General features: G+C 68.2%; 13 protein-coding genes and 3 pseudogenes. 14 read left to right on the forward strand and 2 right to left on the reverse strand.

From position 1 onward, the window contains the following. Positions 1 to 1,927 precede the first annotated feature (1,927 nt). On the reverse strand, positions 1,928 to 2,191 hold the full coding sequence (locus tag SLV14N_RS07355) for an integrase core domain-containing protein (RefSeq protein ID WP_208680289.1): 264 nt from the start codon (positions 2,189 to 2,191) through the stop codon (positions 1,928 to 1,930). Between the two features lie 71 nt (positions 2,192 to 2,262). On the opposite strand from SLV14N_RS07355, the pseudogene SLV14N_RS07360 reads away from it, so the two are divergent. The 4 genes and pseudogenes from SLV14N_RS07360 to SLV14N_RS07375 form a co-directional block, all read left to right on the forward strand. Continuing rightward, positions 2,263 to 2,430 (forward strand): annotated as a pseudogene (locus SLV14N_RS07360) (urease accessory protein UreD); the annotation flags it as partial. Positions 2,431 to 2,764: 334 nt separating this feature from the next. Beyond that, positions 2,765 to 3,046: a hypothetical protein gene (locus SLV14N_RS07365; RefSeq protein WP_263268644.1), complete on the forward strand. Its 282-nt coding sequence runs from the start codon at positions 2,765 to 2,767 to the stop codon at positions 3,044 to 3,046. Next, on the forward strand, positions 3,039 to 4,091 hold the full coding sequence (locus SLV14N_RS07370) for a polyprenyl synthetase family protein (protein WP_263268646.1): 1,053 nt from the start codon (positions 3,039 to 3,041) through the stop codon (positions 4,089 to 4,091). The genes SLV14N_RS07365 and SLV14N_RS07370 overlap by 8 nt, the downstream gene beginning before the upstream one ends. Positions 4,092 to 4,136: 45 nt before the next feature. After that, positions 4,137 to 4,337 (forward strand): annotated as a pseudogene (locus tag SLV14N_RS07375) (DUF2236 domain-containing protein); the annotation flags it as partial. Positions 4,338 to 4,454: 117 nt separating this feature from the next. Here SLV14N_RS07375 and SLV14N_RS07380 read toward each other — a convergent pair. Continuing rightward, positions 4,455 to 5,912 carry a sulfatase gene (locus SLV14N_RS07380; RefSeq protein ID WP_208680290.1) on the reverse strand — a complete coding sequence of 486 codons (1,458 nt, stop codon included), beginning with the start codon at positions 5,910 to 5,912 and terminating at the stop codon, positions 4,455 to 4,457. A gap of 330 nt (positions 5,913 to 6,242) precedes the next feature. Here SLV14N_RS07380 and SLV14N_RS07385 point away from each other — a divergent pair, with 330 nt between their 5' ends. From SLV14N_RS07385 to SLV14N_RS07425, 10 genes and pseudogenes are all read left to right on the forward strand, one after another. Beyond that, complete coding sequence (locus tag SLV14N_RS07385) at positions 6,243 to 7,385, forward strand: acyl-CoA dehydrogenase family protein (RefSeq protein ID WP_263268648.1); 1,143 nt, start codon at positions 6,243 to 6,245, stop codon at positions 7,383 to 7,385. Positions 7,386 to 7,458: 73 nt separating this feature from the next. Beyond that, positions 7,459 to 7,962, forward strand: a complete 504-nt coding sequence (locus SLV14N_RS07390) for an enoyl-CoA hydratase/isomerase family protein (protein WP_263268650.1) — start codon at positions 7,459 to 7,461, stop codon at positions 7,960 to 7,962. Continuing rightward, complete coding sequence (locus SLV14N_RS07395) at positions 7,950 to 9,608, forward strand: long-chain fatty acid--CoA ligase (protein ID WP_208680293.1); 1,659 nt, start codon at positions 7,950 to 7,952, stop codon at positions 9,606 to 9,608. Before SLV14N_RS07390 ends, SLV14N_RS07395 begins: the two co-directional genes overlap by 13 nt. 132 nt (positions 9,609 to 9,740) lie before the next feature. After that, on the forward strand, positions 9,741 to 10,589 hold the full coding sequence (locus SLV14N_RS07400; RefSeq protein WP_208680294.1) for an NAD(P)-dependent oxidoreductase: 849 nt from the start codon (positions 9,741 to 9,743) through the stop codon (positions 10,587 to 10,589). A gap of 86 nt (positions 10,590 to 10,675) precedes the next feature. Next, positions 10,676 to 10,738: pseudogene (locus SLV14N_RS38955) on the forward strand (hypothetical protein); the annotation flags it as partial. 815 nt (positions 10,739 to 11,553) lie between these two features. Further along, positions 11,554 to 12,378, forward strand: a complete 825-nt coding sequence (locus SLV14N_RS07405; protein ID WP_208680295.1) for an enoyl-CoA hydratase/isomerase family protein — start codon at positions 11,554 to 11,556, stop codon at positions 12,376 to 12,378. Between the two features lie 808 nt (positions 12,379 to 13,186). Further along, positions 13,187 to 14,785: an acyl-CoA carboxylase subunit beta gene (locus SLV14N_RS07410; RefSeq protein ID WP_263268652.1), complete on the forward strand. Its 1,599-nt coding sequence runs from the start codon at positions 13,187 to 13,189 to the stop codon at positions 14,783 to 14,785. 8 nt (positions 14,786 to 14,793) lie between these two features. After that, positions 14,794 to 16,794, forward strand: a complete 2,001-nt coding sequence (locus SLV14N_RS07415) for a biotin carboxylase N-terminal domain-containing protein (protein WP_263268654.1) — start codon at positions 14,794 to 14,796, stop codon at positions 16,792 to 16,794. Further along, entirely contained in the window at positions 16,791 to 18,560 is a 1,770-nt protein-coding gene (locus SLV14N_RS07420; protein WP_208680298.1) for an acyclic terpene utilization AtuA family protein, read from the forward strand. Before SLV14N_RS07415 ends, SLV14N_RS07420 begins: the two co-directional genes overlap by 4 nt. Next, entirely contained in the window at positions 18,557 to 19,330 is a 774-nt protein-coding gene (locus SLV14N_RS07425; RefSeq protein ID WP_208680299.1) for an enoyl-CoA hydratase-related protein, read from the forward strand. The genes SLV14N_RS07420 and SLV14N_RS07425 overlap by 4 nt, the downstream gene beginning before the upstream one ends. Positions 19,331 to 19,343: the final 13 nt, after the last annotated feature.

Below are 19,343 nucleotides of genomic sequence, written 5' to 3' on the forward strand. Positions count from 1 at the left end.
GGAACACCAGCGGCGCCGGCGAACGACAGCGCCTCGGCCCCGACCACCGGACGCGGACCAGCACCCTCCCACAGTCAGCGACCTACTGGGGGCGGCCGACGGAACCGGCGTACCCGCGCCAAGCGTGGAAGGCCGCTCGCGCCGAGCGCTCCGGCACATAGTCATTGACCACCTCCAGGCACACCCCGACGAGTCATTCATCGCCACCCGGATCAACCGCATCATTGATAGGTCCTCAGGCACCATCACCAACGCCCCAGCAGGCTCGTCAGTCTGAGAGTCGCCGAGCAGGTCAGCGACCGGCCACGCAGGTTCTGGCTCGCCGACCCGACCATGAATAACACCCCAAAGCCGCCCACCGACACCGGTGCGGCCGCGCCCCTCACACCATGCGGAGCGCACCCGGCCCCCTCGCTCCACCAACGCCACGACGCCCCCCGTCTTCGCTCCCGATGAGAAGCGGGTACCAGCGCGATACCGTGGACCCCCTCCACAAGGCCAGCAGGAGGCAAGCCGCCAGGCAGCCGGCTCCAGCCACGCCAGGTGCCCATTGTCTCCAGTGGCCGCAGTGCCGCCGGGATCGGCCGCGGGGCTGCAAAGACACTGGCCAATCCACTACACCCGCAACATCGCTCCAAACCGGCACCAGTGGAAGCCGAAGAGGCACGGCAAGACATCGTTGCAGGTCAAAGGGCATATCGAGGTCAGCAAGTCAGCACAAACTCAGCATCGGCGGCGCTACGCCGGGAAACAGGCCCCCCCCGGGGTCATGCGCCACGCCGCGGTCCAGACCTCCGCAGCGTCCGGGGCGGGAACCCGATGCTAGTTGTCGCACAAGAGTACAGCCGTGTCCCAAGCTTCAAACAACCCCTTGAATCAACGGCGTTGCCTCAAGGAGCTTCTGCCCCAGAAACAGTCGCCGACGCCCGCCTCAAGCGCGGTATGGAGTAGTCAAGTTCGAGGAGTCTGAATGGAATGCAGGCGTGAAATTCGTAGTGGGTGCGCAGACGCCTGAACCCAGTACTGGCGACTGAGTCGGCATGCCGGACTTCCAACTCGGCTTTCCCTGGGGCATAGGTCGAAGGCGGGCCGCTGCATGCCGGTCAGGGCCGGATCGTTGAGCTTCGCGGTCAGGGCGGGATCGACCCATCGTCTGCTCTTGAGTGCCTCGGCAGGCCGGGGCACAAGCGATGCCAGGGTGTAGTTCCAGTCACCGTGGAAGGCATGGGTTGTGAGACAGGGCGTGGAACTCAGCGGGTGCCATACGCCCTACCGGGACTTCGTCACCTGCTGTGAAGCGAGGTGCTGTGGCCAGTGGGACTGGGATGCCAAGGCTGCAATCGTCGGGAATTGTCAAGACCGCCACCGACAGGCGTCGCCGGGGGCGGGGCCGGCCATGGGACCGCGTGTACTCAGCACCCATCAGAGAAGATGTCCGTGTCTTTCGCCTATCACCGCAAATTTGCGGCGATCGAGTTGGCCGATTATAGCCGTCACATCCTGGCCGACTCCCCCACGAACGTTTGAATTCGCAGGCCGCAGGGGTGGTATGAGCTGCGGATGCAGCACTCGCGCTGGCCGGAGCCGTGATCGCCTGGAGGTTGTCGTCGGTCAGCAGGAGGTCTCGGTGACCGTCAGGACGAACACCCTGCGCATGCGCCGCCAGGAGCAGCCCGGCGACACTGCCGGCCTCGGTGATGCGACCGGCGCGAACAGCGTCCACGGCCTCGCTGAGCTTCCACCAGCGCACCGTCATACCGATCTCCGTGTCGTCCCGGTGGACCGCGCCGGCCCGCAGGTCGGCAGCGAGGACGTCACGGCGGAGAGCGGATCCATCACGCTAAGCGGACGTATGTCGCCGGCAACGAGCCCCGGTTCCTCCTCCAGCTCACGAAGTGTCAATCCCCTGGTTTCGTAGATACGTTGGTTATGGGGCCTGGTCTTTCTGATCGGTCCGGGCTCGCGCTTTCTGGATGATGCATTCGAACTCGATGGGTGGTTTCCCGCCGGCCGCGCTGTGGCGGCGCTTCGTGTTGTAGAAGTCCGCGATCCAGGTGGCGGTCTTCAACCTCGCCTCCGTGCGGGTGGTGGAGGTGTGCCGGTGCACGTACTCGACCTTGAGGACCGAGTGGAACGACTCCGCGGCGGCGTTGTCCAGGGCCGAACCGACTCGCCCTATCGGCTGCACCACGCCCCACCGGCCGCACAGATGCCGGAACGCCTCAGATGTGTATTCGCCTCATCGTCGACCTGGCCCTCGAAAGCAAGCCCCCCGCAGTCCAACTCTTCGTCGACGAGCCGGAAGGCGGCCAAGCCGTCCTGACACCCCTCGCGGGACCCGCCGCGCTCGTCACTGCCATCGCCCCGGATGGCCTCCGTCTGCGTCGCCTCCTCGACGCGGCACGGATGAGGCGACCGAGGAGGGCGTGAACCGATCCACCGCCAACGGTCGGCGCCCAACATGACCTGGCGCGCATCGACTTCACCGTCCAGGCAGATGAACCCCGGGCTGTCCGCCAAGGCCATGGACCTGTCGGATGGGGACTGTTGCGGAACGCCGCATGGAACTCACCACATCCGACAGGCGAATGGCGTGATCAACAACGCACCAGCACGCCCGTTTGGCGAGTCGCCCGATCAGTGGTTCCCGTCGTGTCGCGGGAGCTTCCGGGGCAGGCTGCCTGCGGGGGCGCCGGTGGCTTGTCAGAGGCGTCGGCCCGTTGGCACTGCCTGCCGGCAGCTTGCCTGTGAACGAGGGGGCGGCATGACGCACGGAATCGGGCCTGGGCACGTTCCCCAGGGGAATGATGCGGCACTACTGGCGGCGGGTATCGCCGACATGGCGGTCAGCGGATTGACCACCGTCCTGCGCGGTGTGCGCGGACTGCTCGGCCGCGCGGACGTGGGCGAGCTGGCGGATGAAGGGCGGCAGGAGCTCAAAGCCCGCGGGCGTCTGGCCCTGGACCGTTTCGCCGCCGGCTCACCGGCGCATCTGGAGGTACTGGCCCAGCACGTCGCTGCCCGCCGTGGCTCCACCGATGGCTGACACCAGCAACCAGGCTGCCTTCAAGCTCCGTGTGGACCAGGCGCTGCACCGCTTCGTCGAGGACGAAGTCGATCACCTGCTGGCGATCGACACGGATCTGACACCCGTCGCTGAACAGCTTCAGGTCATCACGACGCACGGAAAGCGCCTGCGGGCAGCCTTCTGCTACTGGGGCTGGCGGGCGGCCGGGCAGCCGGACTCGGACGCCCTGGTCCGGGCGGCTGCCGCGATGGAACTCGTCCATGCAGCGGCTGTCGTCCATGACGATCTGATCGACAACAGTGCGCTTCGGCACGGCCTGCCCACAGCCCACCTCGGGCTGCGGACCGCAGTGGCCGAGGGCCCGCGCCCGAAGGCCGCGGCCCGCTCTCTGGCGATGCTGGTGGGGGACCTGCTGATGTCGTGGGCCGGGCAGCTGTTCACCACCTGCGGCCTGCCCGCCGCCTATCTCTCGCGAGCACGCCCGCTATGGGCGGTGCTGGCCCGTGAACTGGTGGCCGGGGAATGCCTGGAAATCCTGCGCACGGGCGGGCGCCCCGACACGGCTGCTTCTCTGCAGGTGATCCGCTACAAGACCGCCAAGTACACCGTCGAGCACCCCCTGCACATCGGCGGGGCCCTGGCCGGAGCCTCCCAGGAACTGCGGGAGCTATTCACTGATTTCGGGCTCCCTCTGGGCGAGGCATTTCAGCTCCGCGACGACCTGCTGGGACTGTTCGGCGACCCAGACCGCACCGGCAAGGCAAACGGGGACGACATCGCCGCGCACCGCCCCACCGCGCTACTGGCGCTCACCTGGCAGGACGCCACCGGTGCGGAACGGCATGAGCTGCGCAAGATGCTGGGGCGTCGCAGCCTCGACGAGGCGTCGGTCGCACGGGTTCGGGAGATCATGCACGCCACCCGGGCCCCCGCCCGCATCGAGCACATGATCACTGAACGGGTTCAGGCCGCCACCACCGCCCTGCACCAGGCCCACCTGCCCGCCGACGCAGCCCGCGCACTCGCCGGCCTGGCACAGACCGCCACCGTTCGCCGCAACTGACCGGACCGCCCTCGATGTTCACCAAGTCCGCCCGCAAGGAGCCGTGTGACCTACACCGAAGCATCCATGGACACGCTCCGGCGGGTCGGAGACGAGCTCGCCGACGCGACCGTGGCCACCCTGTTCGAGCGGGGGGAAGTGGGGAAATTCAACACCCTCATGCGTTACCTCTCCACCACCGGCCAGGACCCGCCCGCCGGACTGCCGGAGGTGGCCCGCGCATACCTGCACGCCACCAGCGCACCGCAGCGCCCAGGCCAGGCCTTCCCTCTGCTGAAGGAACGGATGGTGCCCGACAATTGTGAGCGCACCCGTGGCCCTCGTCGAAATCGTCGACGCCGAACCTGTTGGCGAAGAGGGCGATCACTCCGAGGACGGGTAGGGCAGCAGCTCCGCGTCGATCCGCTCCCACACCGCCTTGAGTTCGGCGAGCAGCGCTGGTTCGTGGGCGGACCGGTCGGCCCATTCCCGGGAGTCCTGCTTCAGATCGTGGAGCTGGTCCTTGCCATCGCGGAGCGGCGCTTTGTCCTTGGCAGCGCGGTAGTACTTCCACTGGCCACGGCGCAGCGCGCGCTCACCGCGCACGCGCCAGAACAGGTCGCGCGTGGGCGCGTCCTCGCCACGCAGCAGGTAGCCGGCGAGGCTGGTGCCGTCCAGAGGGTGGGACGCCTTGGGGCGGGTGCCTGCGATCTCCAGGAGGGTGGCTGTCCAGTCCGGTGTGAAGACGGGTTCGTGGCTGACCTGGCCGGGGTCGATGCGGGCAGGCCAGCGGACGATGGTCGGTACGCGGATGCCGCCCTCTTGAAGGGTGGACTTGGCGCCGCTCAGGGGCCAGGAGTACGAGAAGCGCTCGCCGCCATTGTCACTGGAGAACACCACGAGGGTGTCGCGCTCCCGCCCTGACCGCTTCAGTGCGGCGAGTACCGTGCCGATCGACTGGTCCAGGCCCTCGACCATGCGCCGATACGTGTCGATGGAACCGCCGTCCGGATGGCCGAGCGCCATACGGCCCTCCGGTCCGCCCGCTTTGATCAGCTTTTCCAGCCGTGCCGCTTCCTCGACGTCGCCCTCGGCGAGCCAGGGCCAGTGCGGCGTGGTGAAGTTCAGGTTCAGCAACCATGGCCGGTCGTGCCGACGCCCTATGTACTCGCTCGCCCGCTCGGTGAGGACGGTCGTGTAATAGCGCAGGTCCTTATGCTGAACATCTCCCTCATACAGGTCGTACTCCCCGACGCTGCTGAGTTTCGAGTAGTACTCGAGAGAGCCCGAGAAGTTGCCGAAGAACTCGTCCCATCCCGACCTGGTGGGGGAGTAGTCAGGCAGGAAGCCGCAGTGCCACTTGCCGATCATGGCGGTGGCGTAGCCGCTCTCCCGCAGCAGAGAGGCGAGCGTCGGGTGTGTGGGGTCGATACCGACGGTCGCCTCCTCTTCGAGAGGCTCGTCGAGTCCCGCCTTGATACGCCCCGGGTAGCGGCCGGTGTAGAGGCTGATCCGGGTGGGCGAGCAGGTCGCCGACCCGGAGTAGGCGTCGGTGAACCGGACGCCCTGCCCGGCGAGGCGGTCGAGGTGGGGGGTCTTGATATGGGGCGAGCCGTACGAGGACAGGTCGGCCCAGCCCAGGTCGTCGGCGAGGATGAACAGGATGTTGGGCCGCGGGGAGTTCCGGGCCGGGGCCGCGCGGAACGGCCGCTCCTGAGCAGCCGGTGACTGGGGCAACTTCGGGGTTGCCTGGGCTGCGGACAGACCGACCGCGCCCACCGCAGCCGCTGAGGCACCGAGGACGCCGCCGAACGCGCGGCGGGACAGGTTGTGAGAGGACATGGTTCGTTCCCTGGGAGTCGCAGGGCGCTCGCGATGCGCGCCCGATCAACGGGACGGCGTCAATTTCTCACAGGGCTGCGAGTTGGGGAAGTCCCCCAGAACCGATTCATGGGTCAACTTTGAATCTCGACTCACTTCGGACGTGCCGCGGAAGGTGAGCACCTAAACCCATCTGACCGGGGGGCTACCCCTATGGCCATGGGCATGGTTTCATCGACTCATATTTGACATGTGAGTCGGGTTGTGTGGTGACCCTCTGAGTCCGCGCTGGCAGCGACGGCCGACCCGATCTTGCGGCAGGCGGAGAATGATCCGACAGGAGACTTCATATTGTTCACCGACGAACATCGTGCGTTTCGGAAGCTCGTCCGGGGTGTCGTCGAACGCGAGATCATTCCGTACGTCGAGGACTGGGAGCGGGCCGGCGCCTTCCCGGCACATGAGCTGTTCCCAAAACTCGGTGAACTCGGCTTGCTGGGGCTCGAGTACGACCCTGAGTACGGGGGGCAGGGCGCCGACCACCTCTTCAGTGTGGTACTGATCGAGGAGCTGCATCGCGCCGGCGCCGGAGGCGTCCCGATGGCCATTGGCGTCCAGACCATGATGGCCACGCCATCGCTCGCCGAGTTCGGCAGCGACGACCTCAAGCGCCGCTACCTCGCCCCGGCACTCGCCGGATCACAGGTCTGCTCGATCGCGGTCACCGAGCCCGGCGCCGGCTCCGACGTCGCGGGACTGCGGACCCGCGCGCGCCGCGACGGCGATGAGTGGGTAATCAACGGCAGCAAGCTCTACATCACCAATGGCACGCAGGCTGACTGGCTCTGCCTGCTGGCCCGCACCTCCGACGAGGGCGGGTACCGCGGCATGAGCCAGATCGTCGTCGAGACGACGACGCCGGGATTCTCGGTGTCTCGCAAGCTGGACAAGCTCGGCCACCGTTCTTCCGACACCGCTGAGCTGTACTTCGATGACGTCCGGGTGCCGGTCGCCAACACCATCGGGGAAATTGGCCGGGGTTTCCAGCAGCAGATGGCACAGTTCGTCGTGGAGCGCATGTTCGGCGCTTACGGTGCCGTCGGCAGTTGCCGCTGGGCGCTCGAGCTGACCCGCGACTTCCTCCGCGGGCGTCAGGCCTTCGGCAAGCCGCTGGCGGCCAACCACCATGTCGCCTACCGGCTGGCCGAGTTGTCGGCCAAGGTCGATCTGCTGGAGTCTCACAACTACCAAACCGCTCAGGCCTACATGTCGGGGGAGGACACCACCCGCCAGGCGACCGTTGCCAAGCTCACCGCCGGACGGCTGATGCGCGAGGTGGCCGACGTTTGCCTTCAGTTCCACGGCGGCATGGGCTACATGGAGGAGACCTGGACCGCCAGGTTCTTCCGTGACTCCCGGCTGGCCTCGATCGGTGGCGGCGCGGACGAGGTCATGCTCCAGGTGCTCGCCCGGCTGGACGGGCTGCCGACCTGACAGGTATCCCCCGTCCCGAAGAGCCGACCTCGCCCTCACCCGGCAGGGCCACTGTGGATCAAAGGAAGTGGTCATGGCCGCGCCCTCCACGCCCGGAATGCCTCACACGCTGCCGACAGACCTGAGCACTCTCCGTCCTTCCACCCCGGAACCCGGCCTCGTGATCATCATGCTCGACCGACTGGAGCCGTTCAACACCTTGTCAGCGGACCTGCAGCGGGAGCTGCACGCCGTACTTGACGCATCCGCCGCCGACCTGTCCGTGCGCGTGATGGTGGTGATCGGCGCCGGCCGCGGGTTCTGCACCGGACTGGACCTCACCGATTTCGACATGAGCGGCCCTGGGTCCGCGAAGCACACACCTCAGTCCGGTATGGCCGTGCAAGTCCGCCTCGCCGCGTTGGTTTCCAAACCGCCCGCGCAGCCACAGGTGGTCATCGCTACTCCTGGCCTCGTAAGAGAGCGGCAGCTTCGAATCCTGCCGCGGTACAGGACAACGGCCACGCCCATTCGACCCGAGACCGGCCCCACAACCACCGGAGCCCTGAGCGAGGAAGGCACGCCATGCGCAGCCTGATGCAGGACCGTCCCCTGACCATCGACGCGATGTTCCGTCACATCGAACGTCACTACGGCGCGAGCAGCGTCCTCACGGCCGCCGATGGCATCACCCGCTCGACGTACGCGGAATGGGCCGTACGCACCCGTCGTCTGGGCGGCGTGCTCGACACGCTCGGTATCTCCGCCGACGGCCGCGTAGGCACCTTCGCCTGGAACAGCCAACGCCACCTCGAGCTGTACTTCGCCGTGCCGTCCACCGGCCGGGTGCTGCACACGCTCAACATCCGGATGCACCACGAACAGCTCAACTACATCGTCGACCACGCCCAGGACGAGGTCGTCTTCGCCGACCGCAGCCTGTTGCCGCTGCTCTGGCCGCTGATCGACACGTTGAAGACCGTGCGCCATGTCGTCGTCATGGACGACGGAGGTGGCGCCGAGATCCCCGACGATCCTAGGGTGCACGACTACGAGACCCTGCTGGCCGGCGCCCCAGCGGTCGACTTCGAAGTCCGCGACGAGTACTCCGCAGCGTCGATGTGTTACACGAGCGGCACCACCGGCAAGCCGAAAGGTGTCCTCTACTCGCACCGGTCCACGTGGCTGCACACGATGGCGGTGCTCGCCGGCAACATCGTGGGCTTCACCGATCGCGACGTGGCGATGGCGGTGGTGCCGATGTTCCACGCGAACGCGTGGGGCATCCCCTTCGCGGCCCCGGCCGCAGGCGCGGGGCTGCTCCTCCCCGGCCCGATGATGCTGCCGGAGACGCTCGCCGGCTTCATCGTCGATGAGGGCGTCACCGTAGCCGCGGGAGTGCCGACGATCTGGCAGGGCGTGATACCGCATCTCGCCGGCCGCGATCACCGCCTGCGTATGATCACCTGCGGCGGCTCGTCCGTGCCCCCGGCCCTCTCCGAAGCCTGCCGCGACCAGGTCGGCCTGCCGCTGCTGCAGGGCTGGGGAATGACCGAGACCTCACCGGTCGCCTCGTTCGCGTCGGTGCCCCGACGTCACGCCGACAGCGACAGGGATACCCAGACCGCCCAATTGGCCCGCTGCGGTACTCCGCTCCTCGGCGTCGAGGTCCGCATCGTCGAACCGGGCACGGGCACCGAGTTGCCGTGGGACGACGTCGCCACCGGAGAGCTGCAGGTACGCGGAGCGTGGTGCGCTGCGGAGTACTACGGTCCGAGTCGCGGGGGTTCCCTGACCACCGAGGACGGCTGGATGCACACCGGCGATGTCGCCGCGTTGGACGAGTTCGGCTCGATCCGCATCGCCGACCGGACCAAGGACCTGATCAAGTCCGGCGGCGAATGGATCAGCTCGGTCGATCTCGAAAACACGATCATGAGCCACCCCAAGGTGGCCGAGGCCGTCGTCGTCGGCATTCCGCATCCGAAGTGGGGCGAGCGACCGCTGGCCTGCGTCGTGCTGGTGCCGGGCGAGCAGGCGACCGCTGAGGAGATCCGGACGTTCCTGCAGAACAAGGTCGCCAAGTGGTGGCTGCCCGACGCCATCGAATTCATCGACGAGATCCCCAAGACCAGCGTCGGCAAGTTCTCCAAAAAGGACGTCCGCTCGCGCTATGGGACGTTCAGACCAGGAGAGGCGGGCGCCGAGGGCGAACCGTCCGATGCCGCCACCGAGCCGCGCTGAACGGCGCCGTGATGCCTCGGCCGGAGCCCCGGCCGTGACGCGCGAGGCAAGGGACTCACATCCAAGACGGGTGCCGCTGACACCGTCGTCGGCCGACCCTTCAACAACAAGCAGACCTTCAGGAGGACGTACATGGGAACAGCACTCAGGGGCAGGACCATCGTCATGTCCGGCGGCAGCCGTGGCATCGGCCTGGCCATACTGGTGGCCGCCGCCCGCGAGGGCGCCAACGCGGTGATCCTGGCCAAGACGGATAAGCCCGACCCCAGGCTGCCGGGCACCGTGCACACCGCGGTGGAGGCGATCGAGCAGGCCGGAGGGTCGGCCGTAGCTGTGGTCGGCGACGTCCGCGATGAAGCCGACGTCGAGCGCGCCGTGTCGACAGCGGCCGAGCGGTTCGGAGGGGTCGACGTCTGCGTGAACAACGCGAGCGCGATAACCCTGCAGGGAACCGAGGAACTCCCGGTCAAACGGTTCGACTTGATGCAGTCCGTCAACAGCCGGGGCACCTTCCTGCTGACCCGGGCATGTCTGCCGTACCTGCGGGAGTCCGACCACGCGCACATCCTCACCCTGTCACCACCGCTGAATCTGGCTCCGCGCTGGCTCGGTGCCCATCCCGCCTACACGCTGTCCAAGTACGGAATGACCCTGTTGACACTCGGATGGGCCGCCGAGTACGCGGAGGAGGAGGTTGCCGCGAACTGCCTCTGGCCGCAGACCGTTATCGCCACCGCGGCGGTGGCCAACGTGCTCGGTGGCGAGGAACTCACCGCCCGTTCGCGTGGCCCTGAGATCATCGGTGACGCCGCGGTCGCCATCCTGTCCCGCCCATCGGCGGAGCAGACCGGTCGTACGCTTATCGACGCCGACGTCCTCGCCGAGGCCGGCATCACGAATCTCTCCCACTACGGCGGCGGTGACGAACCCGAACTCGACCTTTTCGTCGATCCCGCCTCTGCTCCGGCGCCTGCCTCCTGATGGGAGCTGCCAGGTCGGTGAGACTCGGTGCTGACGCGCACGCGCTGGCCGACATGGTCCGCATCGACCGGGCCCAGCTGCGGCCGATGGCCGGCGACAGCGAGCAGGCACAGGCGGTCAAGGTCGTCGCCCGCGCTCACCAGACACTGATCTGGGAACGCACCCGCACCGTCCAACGGCTACGCAGCACGCTGCGCGAGTCCTTCCCCGCCACGCTGAACGCCTACGCGGACCTCACACTGACCAGCACGGACGCGCTTGAACTGCTGATCAAGGCGCCCACCCCGGCAGCCGGGGCGAAAGCCCGCAAGAACTACGCCGGTACCAGCCCCATCCCCCGGGCCTCTGGCAAGAGCCACACCGTCCAGGCGCGCTACGTCCGCAACAACCGACTTGCCGACGCCTTGCAGACCCAGGCGTTCTCCGCCCTACGGGCCTCGCCGGGAGCCCGCCGCTACTACGACAAAGCGCGCCCGCGGGGCCTGTTACAACCCAGCCCTGCGCCAGGTCGGCAACCGCCTCGTCGGCATCCTCCACGGATGCCTCAAGACCCGACCCCGCTACGACGAAGCGACCGCCTGGTCGCACCATGCACACCCCCATGCCGCTTGACCCCAAACGACATGGGGTGTCTGCCCAGCCCCTCCGGCTCGCCGTCCGCCGTCCCCGGACCTGCGGACCGGCGGACCTGTGGCCCTGACTCACGACCAGCCAAAGGAGTGAAAAACGATGTTCTCGTCAGCGACGAAGCCAAGCGCGCGAATACCGCTCAGCGGGTCATCGCCGCAGCCCGCAGCCTTCCGGCGGCGGACCCTGCCGACCCGGCCCGGTGTCGTGGTGCGGCCGCCGAACGGGTGTACGCGGTACCGGATGCTCGGTCGGCGATGTGCGGGCAACCTGCGCCGTCATCTGCGGATCGTCATGGATGGCAACGAGTTCCTGACCATCGCGGAAGGTGAGTGACGTGAGCCAGAACGCATCCGTGCCTGTACGTGTCGAGCGTGACGGCGAGGTCGCCGTCGTCGTACTCGACCGGCCGCCGCTGAATCTTTTCAACGAAACCGTCTTCGACGGCTTCGAGCAGGCGCTCGCGACACTCGCCGACATCACGGCGCCCGGTCGGACCGACCGGGCACGAGCGGTGTTGGTCGAGGCCCGCGGCCGGATCGTCTCAGGTGGAGTCGACGTACATACCTTCCAGGAGGTCGCCGAGGGGCGCGATCCCGTGGGGCGTGCCACCGCGTTCACGACGAGGATCGTCCGGATGACTCAGGAGCTGGAAAACCTTCCGGTCCCCACCGTCTTCGCCGCGCACGGGCTCACCCTGACTGCCGCCTTCGAGTTGGCCCTGGCCTGTGACCTGCTGCTCGCCGCCGAGGGGGCATCTTTCGGCCTGGTGGAGACCGTCGTCGGCCTGACCCCGGCGATGGGCGGCTCCCAACGGCTCGCCGAGCGTGCCGGACCTGCCCGCGCCAAGGAGCTCGTGTTCACCGGCGAGCACTATCCGGCTGCGGTGCTGGCTGAATGGGGCGTGGTCAACCGTGTGCTGCCCGATGAGGGATTCGCCGGCGCCGCACGCGACTTCGCCCACCGCCTGGCGGCGGGCCCGACAGTGGCACATGCCGCGACCAGGCAACTGGTCGGCCTCGCGGTGCGGGGCGGCGTGCGTGCGGCCGATGCGGTAACTCCCCAGCTGGCTGCGGCTCTCTACGCCACTGAAGATTTGCGCGACGCCGTCGCGTCCTTCCTCGCCGATGGTCCGGGCAAAGCGACCTACCACGGGCGCTGACGCCCACTTGCACCTCCAGTCCATCAAGTGCCTCGGAGTCGTCCTGCCTCGCGGCGATCGAGACCTCATCCTGTCCCGCGCAGCCGCGGAGTTCCTGCTGCACGACTGGCTGCACGTCGAGGACGGACCAGGGTGATCGCTACGCCGAGCACTGGCGTGAGACCACCGATGCGGTGCTGGAACTGCGGTCGACAAGTTCGCTCCGCAGTTCGTGGCGGCCAGGTCGAGCCGCACTCCAAGGCCAAGCCCGCCCGGCGCGCTCGCCAAGGACGGCCTGCTATCGGCGACGGCGGATGCCACGGTCGGCCGCCTGCAACTGCCCCCACGTCGCCGGCATGCCCTGCCGGCATGGTTCCAGGCGGCCAACATCGGGAGCTGGGCCTACGCCGACCTCACCCTGGCGAACGCGAAGCTGCTGCTCGGTACTTTTTCCCGATTCGAGCTGCCGAAGGTGGTCCTCAGGTGGAGCTGCCGGCGTCGTTCGGCCGTACAACTTTGGGCACCGATCCGGCTTGGCTCTGACGCACCGGTACGGGCGCTACCGCACCCCGTCAGCTTGTACTGCAGATAATTTGATCAATGAGTCAACTAGAGACCTGGGCGATCATCACAGTTCGTGGCTGTTCGCACGGCATCCGGCCGCATGATGCGTCACCAGTCATTGAGTCTTGACGACATATGAGTTGACTCGTGAATCAACTCATTGTTCCATGACTGTCGTGATGAGTGACTGCGGTGATCACATCGCGACGACGTAGGCGCACCAGGTGCCGCGTCGACCGTTCCTGAGCCAAGGGTGGTGCCCTGAATGGCTGTACTGACCTCGTCGCTAGATCCGGCCTCGGAGCGCTTTCAGAAGGACCGGGCCGCCATGGAGCGCTCATTGACTGAGCTGTCCGTGCTCGCCCAGCGCGTCCTCACCGTCGGAGGTGAGAGGGCCGTGGCCCGGCACAGAGCCCGTGGACAGCTCCTCGCCCGAGAGCGCGTCGATCTTCTGATCGACGAGGATGCCCCCTTCCTGGAACTCTCGGCGTATGCCGGGGCGCACGAGGAACGCGAACAGCCCGGAGGGCGGATGGTCACGGGCATCGGGCCGGTGGCCGGCGTCGAATGCATGGTCATCGCGAACGAGGCGACAAGTAAGGGCGGGTCATTGAGCCCCCCGGGCGTGGCCAAACAACTGCGCGCGCTGGAGATAGCGGAGCGCAACCGCCTGCCGGTCGTCTGCCTCGTGCAGTCCGGGGGCGCGGACCTGCCCCGTCAAGGGGAGATCTTCGTCCCGGGCGGCCGTGCGTTCCGCGACCTGACGCGGCTGTCGGCAGCGGGTACCCCGACGATCGCGATCGTGTTCGGCAGTTCCACCGCCGGCGGCGCCTACGTGCCGGGGATGAGCGAATACACTGTGTTCGTCAAGGAGCAGGCGGCAGTCTATTTGGGCGGTCCCCCCTTGGTGAAGATGGCCACCGGCGAGGACGTCGACGACGAGACGCTCGGCGGCGCCGAGATGCACGCCCGTGAGTCCGGGCTGGCCGACTACCTGGCCGTGGACGAGCGGGACGCCCTGCGGATCGGTCGCCAGATCGTCGCCGACCTTGGATGGCGCAAGGCCGGTCCCGGTCCCTCGCTGCCCGCCGACCCGCCCGTGCATCCCGAAGAGGAACTCCTCGCCTGTGCCGCGTCGGAGTCACGCCGTGCCGTCGAGGTGCGTGACGTCCTTGCCAGAGTGCTGGACGGTTCCCAGTTCGACGAGTTCAAGCCGCTCTATGGCGCCCAACTGGTGTGCGGGTGGGGCTCGGTCGGAGGTTTTCCGATCGGCGTGCTCGCCAACAACGGGATCCTCTTCTCTCCTGAGTCCCAGAAGGGTGCCCACTTTATCCAGCTGGCGAACGCCCGGAGCATCCCCCTGCTGTTCGTGCAGAACATCACCGGGTTCATGGTCGGTTCCGCCGCGGAGCGCGGCGGCATCATCAAGGACGGCGCCAAGCTGATCAACGCCGTGTCCAATTCAGCGGTGCCCCATCTCACGCTGATGATCGGCGCCTCGTACGGAGCGGGCAACTACGGCATGTCGGGGCGGGCCTACGATCCGCGTTTTGTCTTCACCTGGCCGAGCCACCGGATCGCCGTGATGGGTGGGACCCAGCTCGCCGGCGTTATGTCGATCATCCGTAGGGCCGCTGCCGAGCGCGCGGGAACGCCGTACGACGAAGAGACCGACGCCAGGGTCCGCGCGGAGACCGAGGCGATGATCGAAGCCCAGTCGGGTGCCGTCCACGCCACCGGGCGCCTGTGGGACGACGGAGTTATCGATCCCCGGCACACCCGGACCGTCCTCGGGCTCGCCCTGTCCGCGGTCCACTCAGCCTCCGTTGAGGGAACCACCCGTTTCGCCCCGTTCCGGATGTGAGGAGCACCGTGAGTACCGTTCGCTCCCTTCTCGTCGCTAACCGCGGCGAAATCGCTCGGCGGGTCTTCCGCACCGCACGGGCGATGGGAATCCGCACCGTCGCTGTCTTCTCCGAGGCCGATGCGGACGCCCCACACGTGCACGACGCGGACGTCGCGGTCCCGCTCGGAGGCTTCACCAGCGCCGAGTCCTACCTCGACATCGGCAAAGTGCTCGACGCCGTCCGGCGCTCGGGTGCCGACGCGGTCCACCCGGGCTACGGCTTCCTGTCCGAGAATGCGGATTTCGCCCGTGCCTGCGCCAAGGCGGGTGTGCTGTTCGTCGGCCCGGCACCTGAGTCGATCACCGCCATGGGGCTCAAGGACCGAGCCAAGGACATAGCCCGCCGGGCCGGCGTGCCCGTCCTGCCCGATGCCGTGATCGACGGCGATGACAAGGACGCCTGGCGCGCCGCGGGCGACGGCGTCGGCTACCCGCTCCTGGTGAAGGCGACGGCGGGCGGAGGAGGCAAGGGCATGCGCCGGGTCGACACGCCCAAGCAGCTCGTCGACGCCGTGGCGAGCGCGCGACGGGAGGCGTCGTCCTCCTTCGGCAACCCCACCGTCTTCTGCGAGCGCTACCTGGCCGCTGCCCGGCACATCGAGATCCAGGTCTTCGGCGACGCGCACGGCAACGCCGTCCACCTCGGCGAACGCGAATGCTCGGTGCAGCGCAGACACCAGAAGGTACTGGAGGAATCGCCTTCTTCCGCGGTCGGCCCCAAACTGCGCGAGGCCATCGGCAAGACGGCTGTCTCCCTCGTGGCCGAGCTGAATTACCTGGGTGCGGGCACGGTCGAGTACCTGCTCGACGACGCCACGGGTAGGTACTTTTTCCTGGAGATGAACACCCGTCTGCAAGTGGAGCACCCCGTCACCGAGGAGGTCACCGGTGTGGACCTCGTACGGCTGCAGCTAGAAGTCGCCCAGGGGCGGCCCCTGAGCATCACCCAGGACGAGATCACACCGCGCGGACACGCGATTGAAGTACGGCTGTACGCCGAGGACACCACGCGCGACTACCTGCCGACCCCCGGTCCGCTGCACCGCTACTTCCACCCCGATCTACCCGGTGTCCGCTACGAGGACGGGGTCGCTGCGCCCGGCGAGGTGTCCGCGTTCTACGACCCGATGCTCGCCAAGATCATCGCCTGCGCCGACACCCGGGAGGAGGCGGCCGCACGGCTGGCCAACGCGCTCGACGCCACGCAGGTGCACGGCACGATCACCAACCGGGAGTCGCTTGCCGCCCTGCTGCGAGACCCCGACTTCCTGGCGGGGGCCACGCGCACGAACTTCCTGGACACCCACCCGACCCTGCTCGACCCACCCCCCGCGGTCCCGCAGATCGTGCACCTCGCCGCCGCCGTCGCGGTCACCGCGGCCAGGCGGCGAGCCACGGCTGCGGTCGCCACGCAGGCCGCCCCGGGCTTCCGGCTGCTTCCCGGCAGCCCCCTGACTTCGTCGACGTGGACGGGGCCCGACGGCTCGGAGCGTGCCGTCGGCTACGCCCTCGCAGCGGCGAGCGCCGACACCGACCTGGTCGTCGACGTCGACGGCGAGCGGCACCAGCTGTCACTGCACGGGTTGGATACCGACGGGGTGCGGGTGTGCCACGACGGGCTGGCGCACCCCTGCACCGTCGCCTGCTACGCCGATGGGACGGTCTGGGTCAACTCACCTGGAGCCCAGTCGTTGTGGAAACCCGCATCACGGCTGCCCGACCCCGTGGCTGTCACCGCCGTCGGCGGCCCGGTGTCCGACCTCCCCGGCACCGTCGTGGCGGTCCGGGTCGCCCCCGGCGACCGGATCAAGGCGGGGCAGACACTCGTGGTGCTGGAGGCGATGAAGATGGAGCACGCCGCGCTGGCGGAGGGCCCAGGCGTCGTGCAGAGCGTCCACGTCGAAGTCGGCCAGTACGTCGAAGCCAAAGCCGCCCTGGTCACCCTGACCCGTGAGGACTTGTCATGACTCCGACACCGCTGCGTGTCGCCAACTGCTCCGGCTTTTTCGGCGACCGGCTCTCAGCCGCCAGAGAGATGGTGGACGCCGGCCCGATCGACGTCCTCACCGGCGACTGGCTCGCCGAACTCACCATGGGCGTGCTCCTGAAGCAGCGCAGCCGCGACCCCGAGGCCGGATACGCTCGCACCTTCCTGACCCAGCTCGACGATGTCTTGGCCGACTGCCTGGACCGGGGAATCCGGATCGTGTCCAATGCGGGCGGCCTCAACCCCCGCGCCTGTGCAGCCAAGGTGCAAGAGATCGCCGCCCGGCTCGGCCGCTCGGTACGGATCGCCGTCGTCGAAGGCGACGACGCCACGGACGCCGTCGCACGGGCACGGGCGGACGGCTGGACAGCTCCGCACCTGGACACCGGCGCCCCGTTCGCCGATCTGAGCGCCGAAGTCGACACCGCCTCCGCCTACCTGGGCTGCTGGGGCATTGCCGAGGCCCTTGCTGCCGGCGCGGAGGTCGTAGTCACTGGCCGGGTCAGCGATGCCTCGGTCATCGCCGGTCCCGCTGCATGGCACTTCGGTTGGGCCCGGAACGACTGGGACGCCCTCGCCGGCGCGGTCGTCGCCGGACACGTCATCGAATGCGGCACCCAGACCACCGGCGGCAACTACTCCTTCTTCACCGAGGTGCCCGGAATGGAGCGGCCCGGGTTCCCGATCGCGGAGATACACGCGGACGGATCGACCATCATCACCAAACACCCAGATACCGGAGGCGCGGTCACCGTCGAAACCGTGACCGCCCAGTTGCTGTACGAGATCGACGGCCCGCGCTACCTGAACCCGGACGTGGTGGCCCGGTTCGACACACTGTCCCTGCGGCAGGAAGGCCCGGACCGCGTCCGCATCAGCGGCACGCGAGGCGAGCCCGCCCCGCCGACGGTCAAGGTGGGCCTCATCACGACGCCCGGTTACCGCAACAGTGTCACCCTCGTGCTGACGGGCGGAGACATCGAGGCGAAGGCGGACCTGGCGCAGCGCGCGCTGTGGGCAGCCGTCCCGGGCGGTGAGCAGACCTTCGACGAGGTCGACGTCCGGTTGCTCCGTGCCGACATGTCCGACCCGGCGGATCCCGACGCCGCCGTTGCCCTGTTGACGATCGGTGTCACGGCCCGGGACCGCGTCGTGGCCGGTGGGCTGGCCCGTGCGGCGGTGGAGACCGGACTCTCCAGCTACCCGGGGTTCTACCTGACTTCCCCTCCCGGTCCCGGCTCCTCCTACTCGGTGTTCTGGCCGACCCTGCTGCCGGCCGAGGACTTCCAGCAGCGAGTCCTGTTCGAGGGACGGAACTGGGTGGCCGACCGTCCTCCTTCTACGGCGACCGGGGCCGACGCACCCCTCGATCCCCTCGTGACCGCCGACGTCACCGGACCGACCGAGCGCGTGCCCCTGGGCCGCCTCCTGGGTGCCCGGTCGGGAGACAAGGGAGGTAACGCGACGCTCGGTGTGTGGGCAAGGGACGAGCAGGGTTTCGCTTGGCTCGCCGGATGGCTCACCGAAGACCGCTGGCGCGAGTGGCTGCCACAGACCGCGGGTCTGGAGCTTAGACCGTGGTGGCTGCCCAACCTCCGAGCCGCCGGGGTGACCATCGTCGGGCTGCTGGGGCGGGGCGTCGCCGCCAACCTCCAACTCGACTCGCAAGGCAAGGGCCTCGGAGAGTACTTGCGCGCCCGGCATGCGGATGTGCCGGTGTTCCTTCTCAGTGGGAGGCGCTCGTGACCGAACTCGTCCACCTCGACACAGCGTCGGGGACTGCGACGATCACCCTTAATTCCCCACACAACCGCAACGCGCTGTCGCGCAGGCTGCGCACCGACCTGGCGGCACACCTCGCCACGGCGCTGGCCGACCCGGCCGTCAGGATTGTCGTGTTGACTCACGCCGGCCCGGTGTTCTGTGCCGGCGCCGACCTGAAGGAGGCCGCCGCCTGCTCCGACGAAGAGGACGCGAATCCCTTCCCGGCAATCCTCGAAACACTCTGGACTTCGCCGAAACCGGTCGTTGCCCGGCTGGCCGGACCCGCTCGGGCAGGTGGCCTGGGACTGGTGGCCGCCAGCGATCTGGCGATCGCGGTGGAGACCGCCACCTTCGCCTTCAGCGAAGTACGGATCGGTGTGGTGCCGGCGGTGATCTCTGTACCGGTGCTTCCTCGGCTGGCGCCACGGGCAGCACAGGCACTCTTTCTGACCGGCGCGACCTTCGATGCCATCCGGGCCGCGGAGATTGGCCTGCTCACCGAGGTGGTCCCCGCTGATCACCTTGACGCCGCGGTCGCCGCCCATGTCGACGCGCTCGCTCTCGGCGCCCCCCAGGCACTCGCGGCGACGAAGGAACTGCTGAGCGGAGGATCGGCCAAGACCCTGGCTGCCGACCTGGCGGCGATGGGTGAGCTGTCTGCTCGGCACTTCGCCTCGGCGGAGGGACAGGAGGGCATAACGGCATTCCGGGAGAAGCGACACGCCGCCTGGGTGCCGGAGAGGACCGCCTGAACCGTACCCGCCA

The organism is Streptomyces sp. Je 1-4 4N24 (assembly GCF_026239515.1).
GTDB classification, from domain to species: domain Bacteria; phylum Actinomycetota; class Actinomycetes; order Streptomycetales; family Streptomycetaceae; genus Streptomyces; species Streptomyces nigrescens.

Coding starts and splice junctions, on each gene's coding strand:
- SLV14N_RS07400 (WP_208680294.1), top strand. CDS start 9,741: ATGGGAACAGCACTCAGGGGCAGGACCATCGTCATGTCCGGCGGCAGC.
- SLV14N_RS07370 (WP_263268646.1), top strand. CDS start 3,039: ATGGCTGACACCAGCAACCAGGCTGCCTTCAAGCTCCGTGTGGACCAG.
- SLV14N_RS07395 (WP_208680293.1), top strand. CDS start 7,950: ATGCGCAGCCTGATGCAGGACCGTCCCCTGACCATCGACGCGATGTTC.
- SLV14N_RS07420 (WP_208680298.1), top strand. CDS start 16,791: ATGACTCCGACACCGCTGCGTGTCGCCAACTGCTCCGGCTTTTTCGGC.
- SLV14N_RS07410 (WP_263268652.1), top strand. CDS start 13,187: ATGGCTGTACTGACCTCGTCGCTAGATCCGGCCTCGGAGCGCTTTCAG.
- SLV14N_RS07380 (WP_208680290.1), bottom strand. CDS start 5,912: ATGTCCTCTCACAACCTGTCCCGCCGCGCGTTCGGCGGCGTCCTCGGT.
- SLV14N_RS07365 (WP_263268644.1), top strand. CDS start 2,765: ATGACGCACGGAATCGGGCCTGGGCACGTTCCCCAGGGGAATGATGCG.
- SLV14N_RS07390 (WP_263268650.1), top strand. CDS start 7,459: ATGGCCGCGCCCTCCACGCCCGGAATGCCTCACACGCTGCCGACAGAC.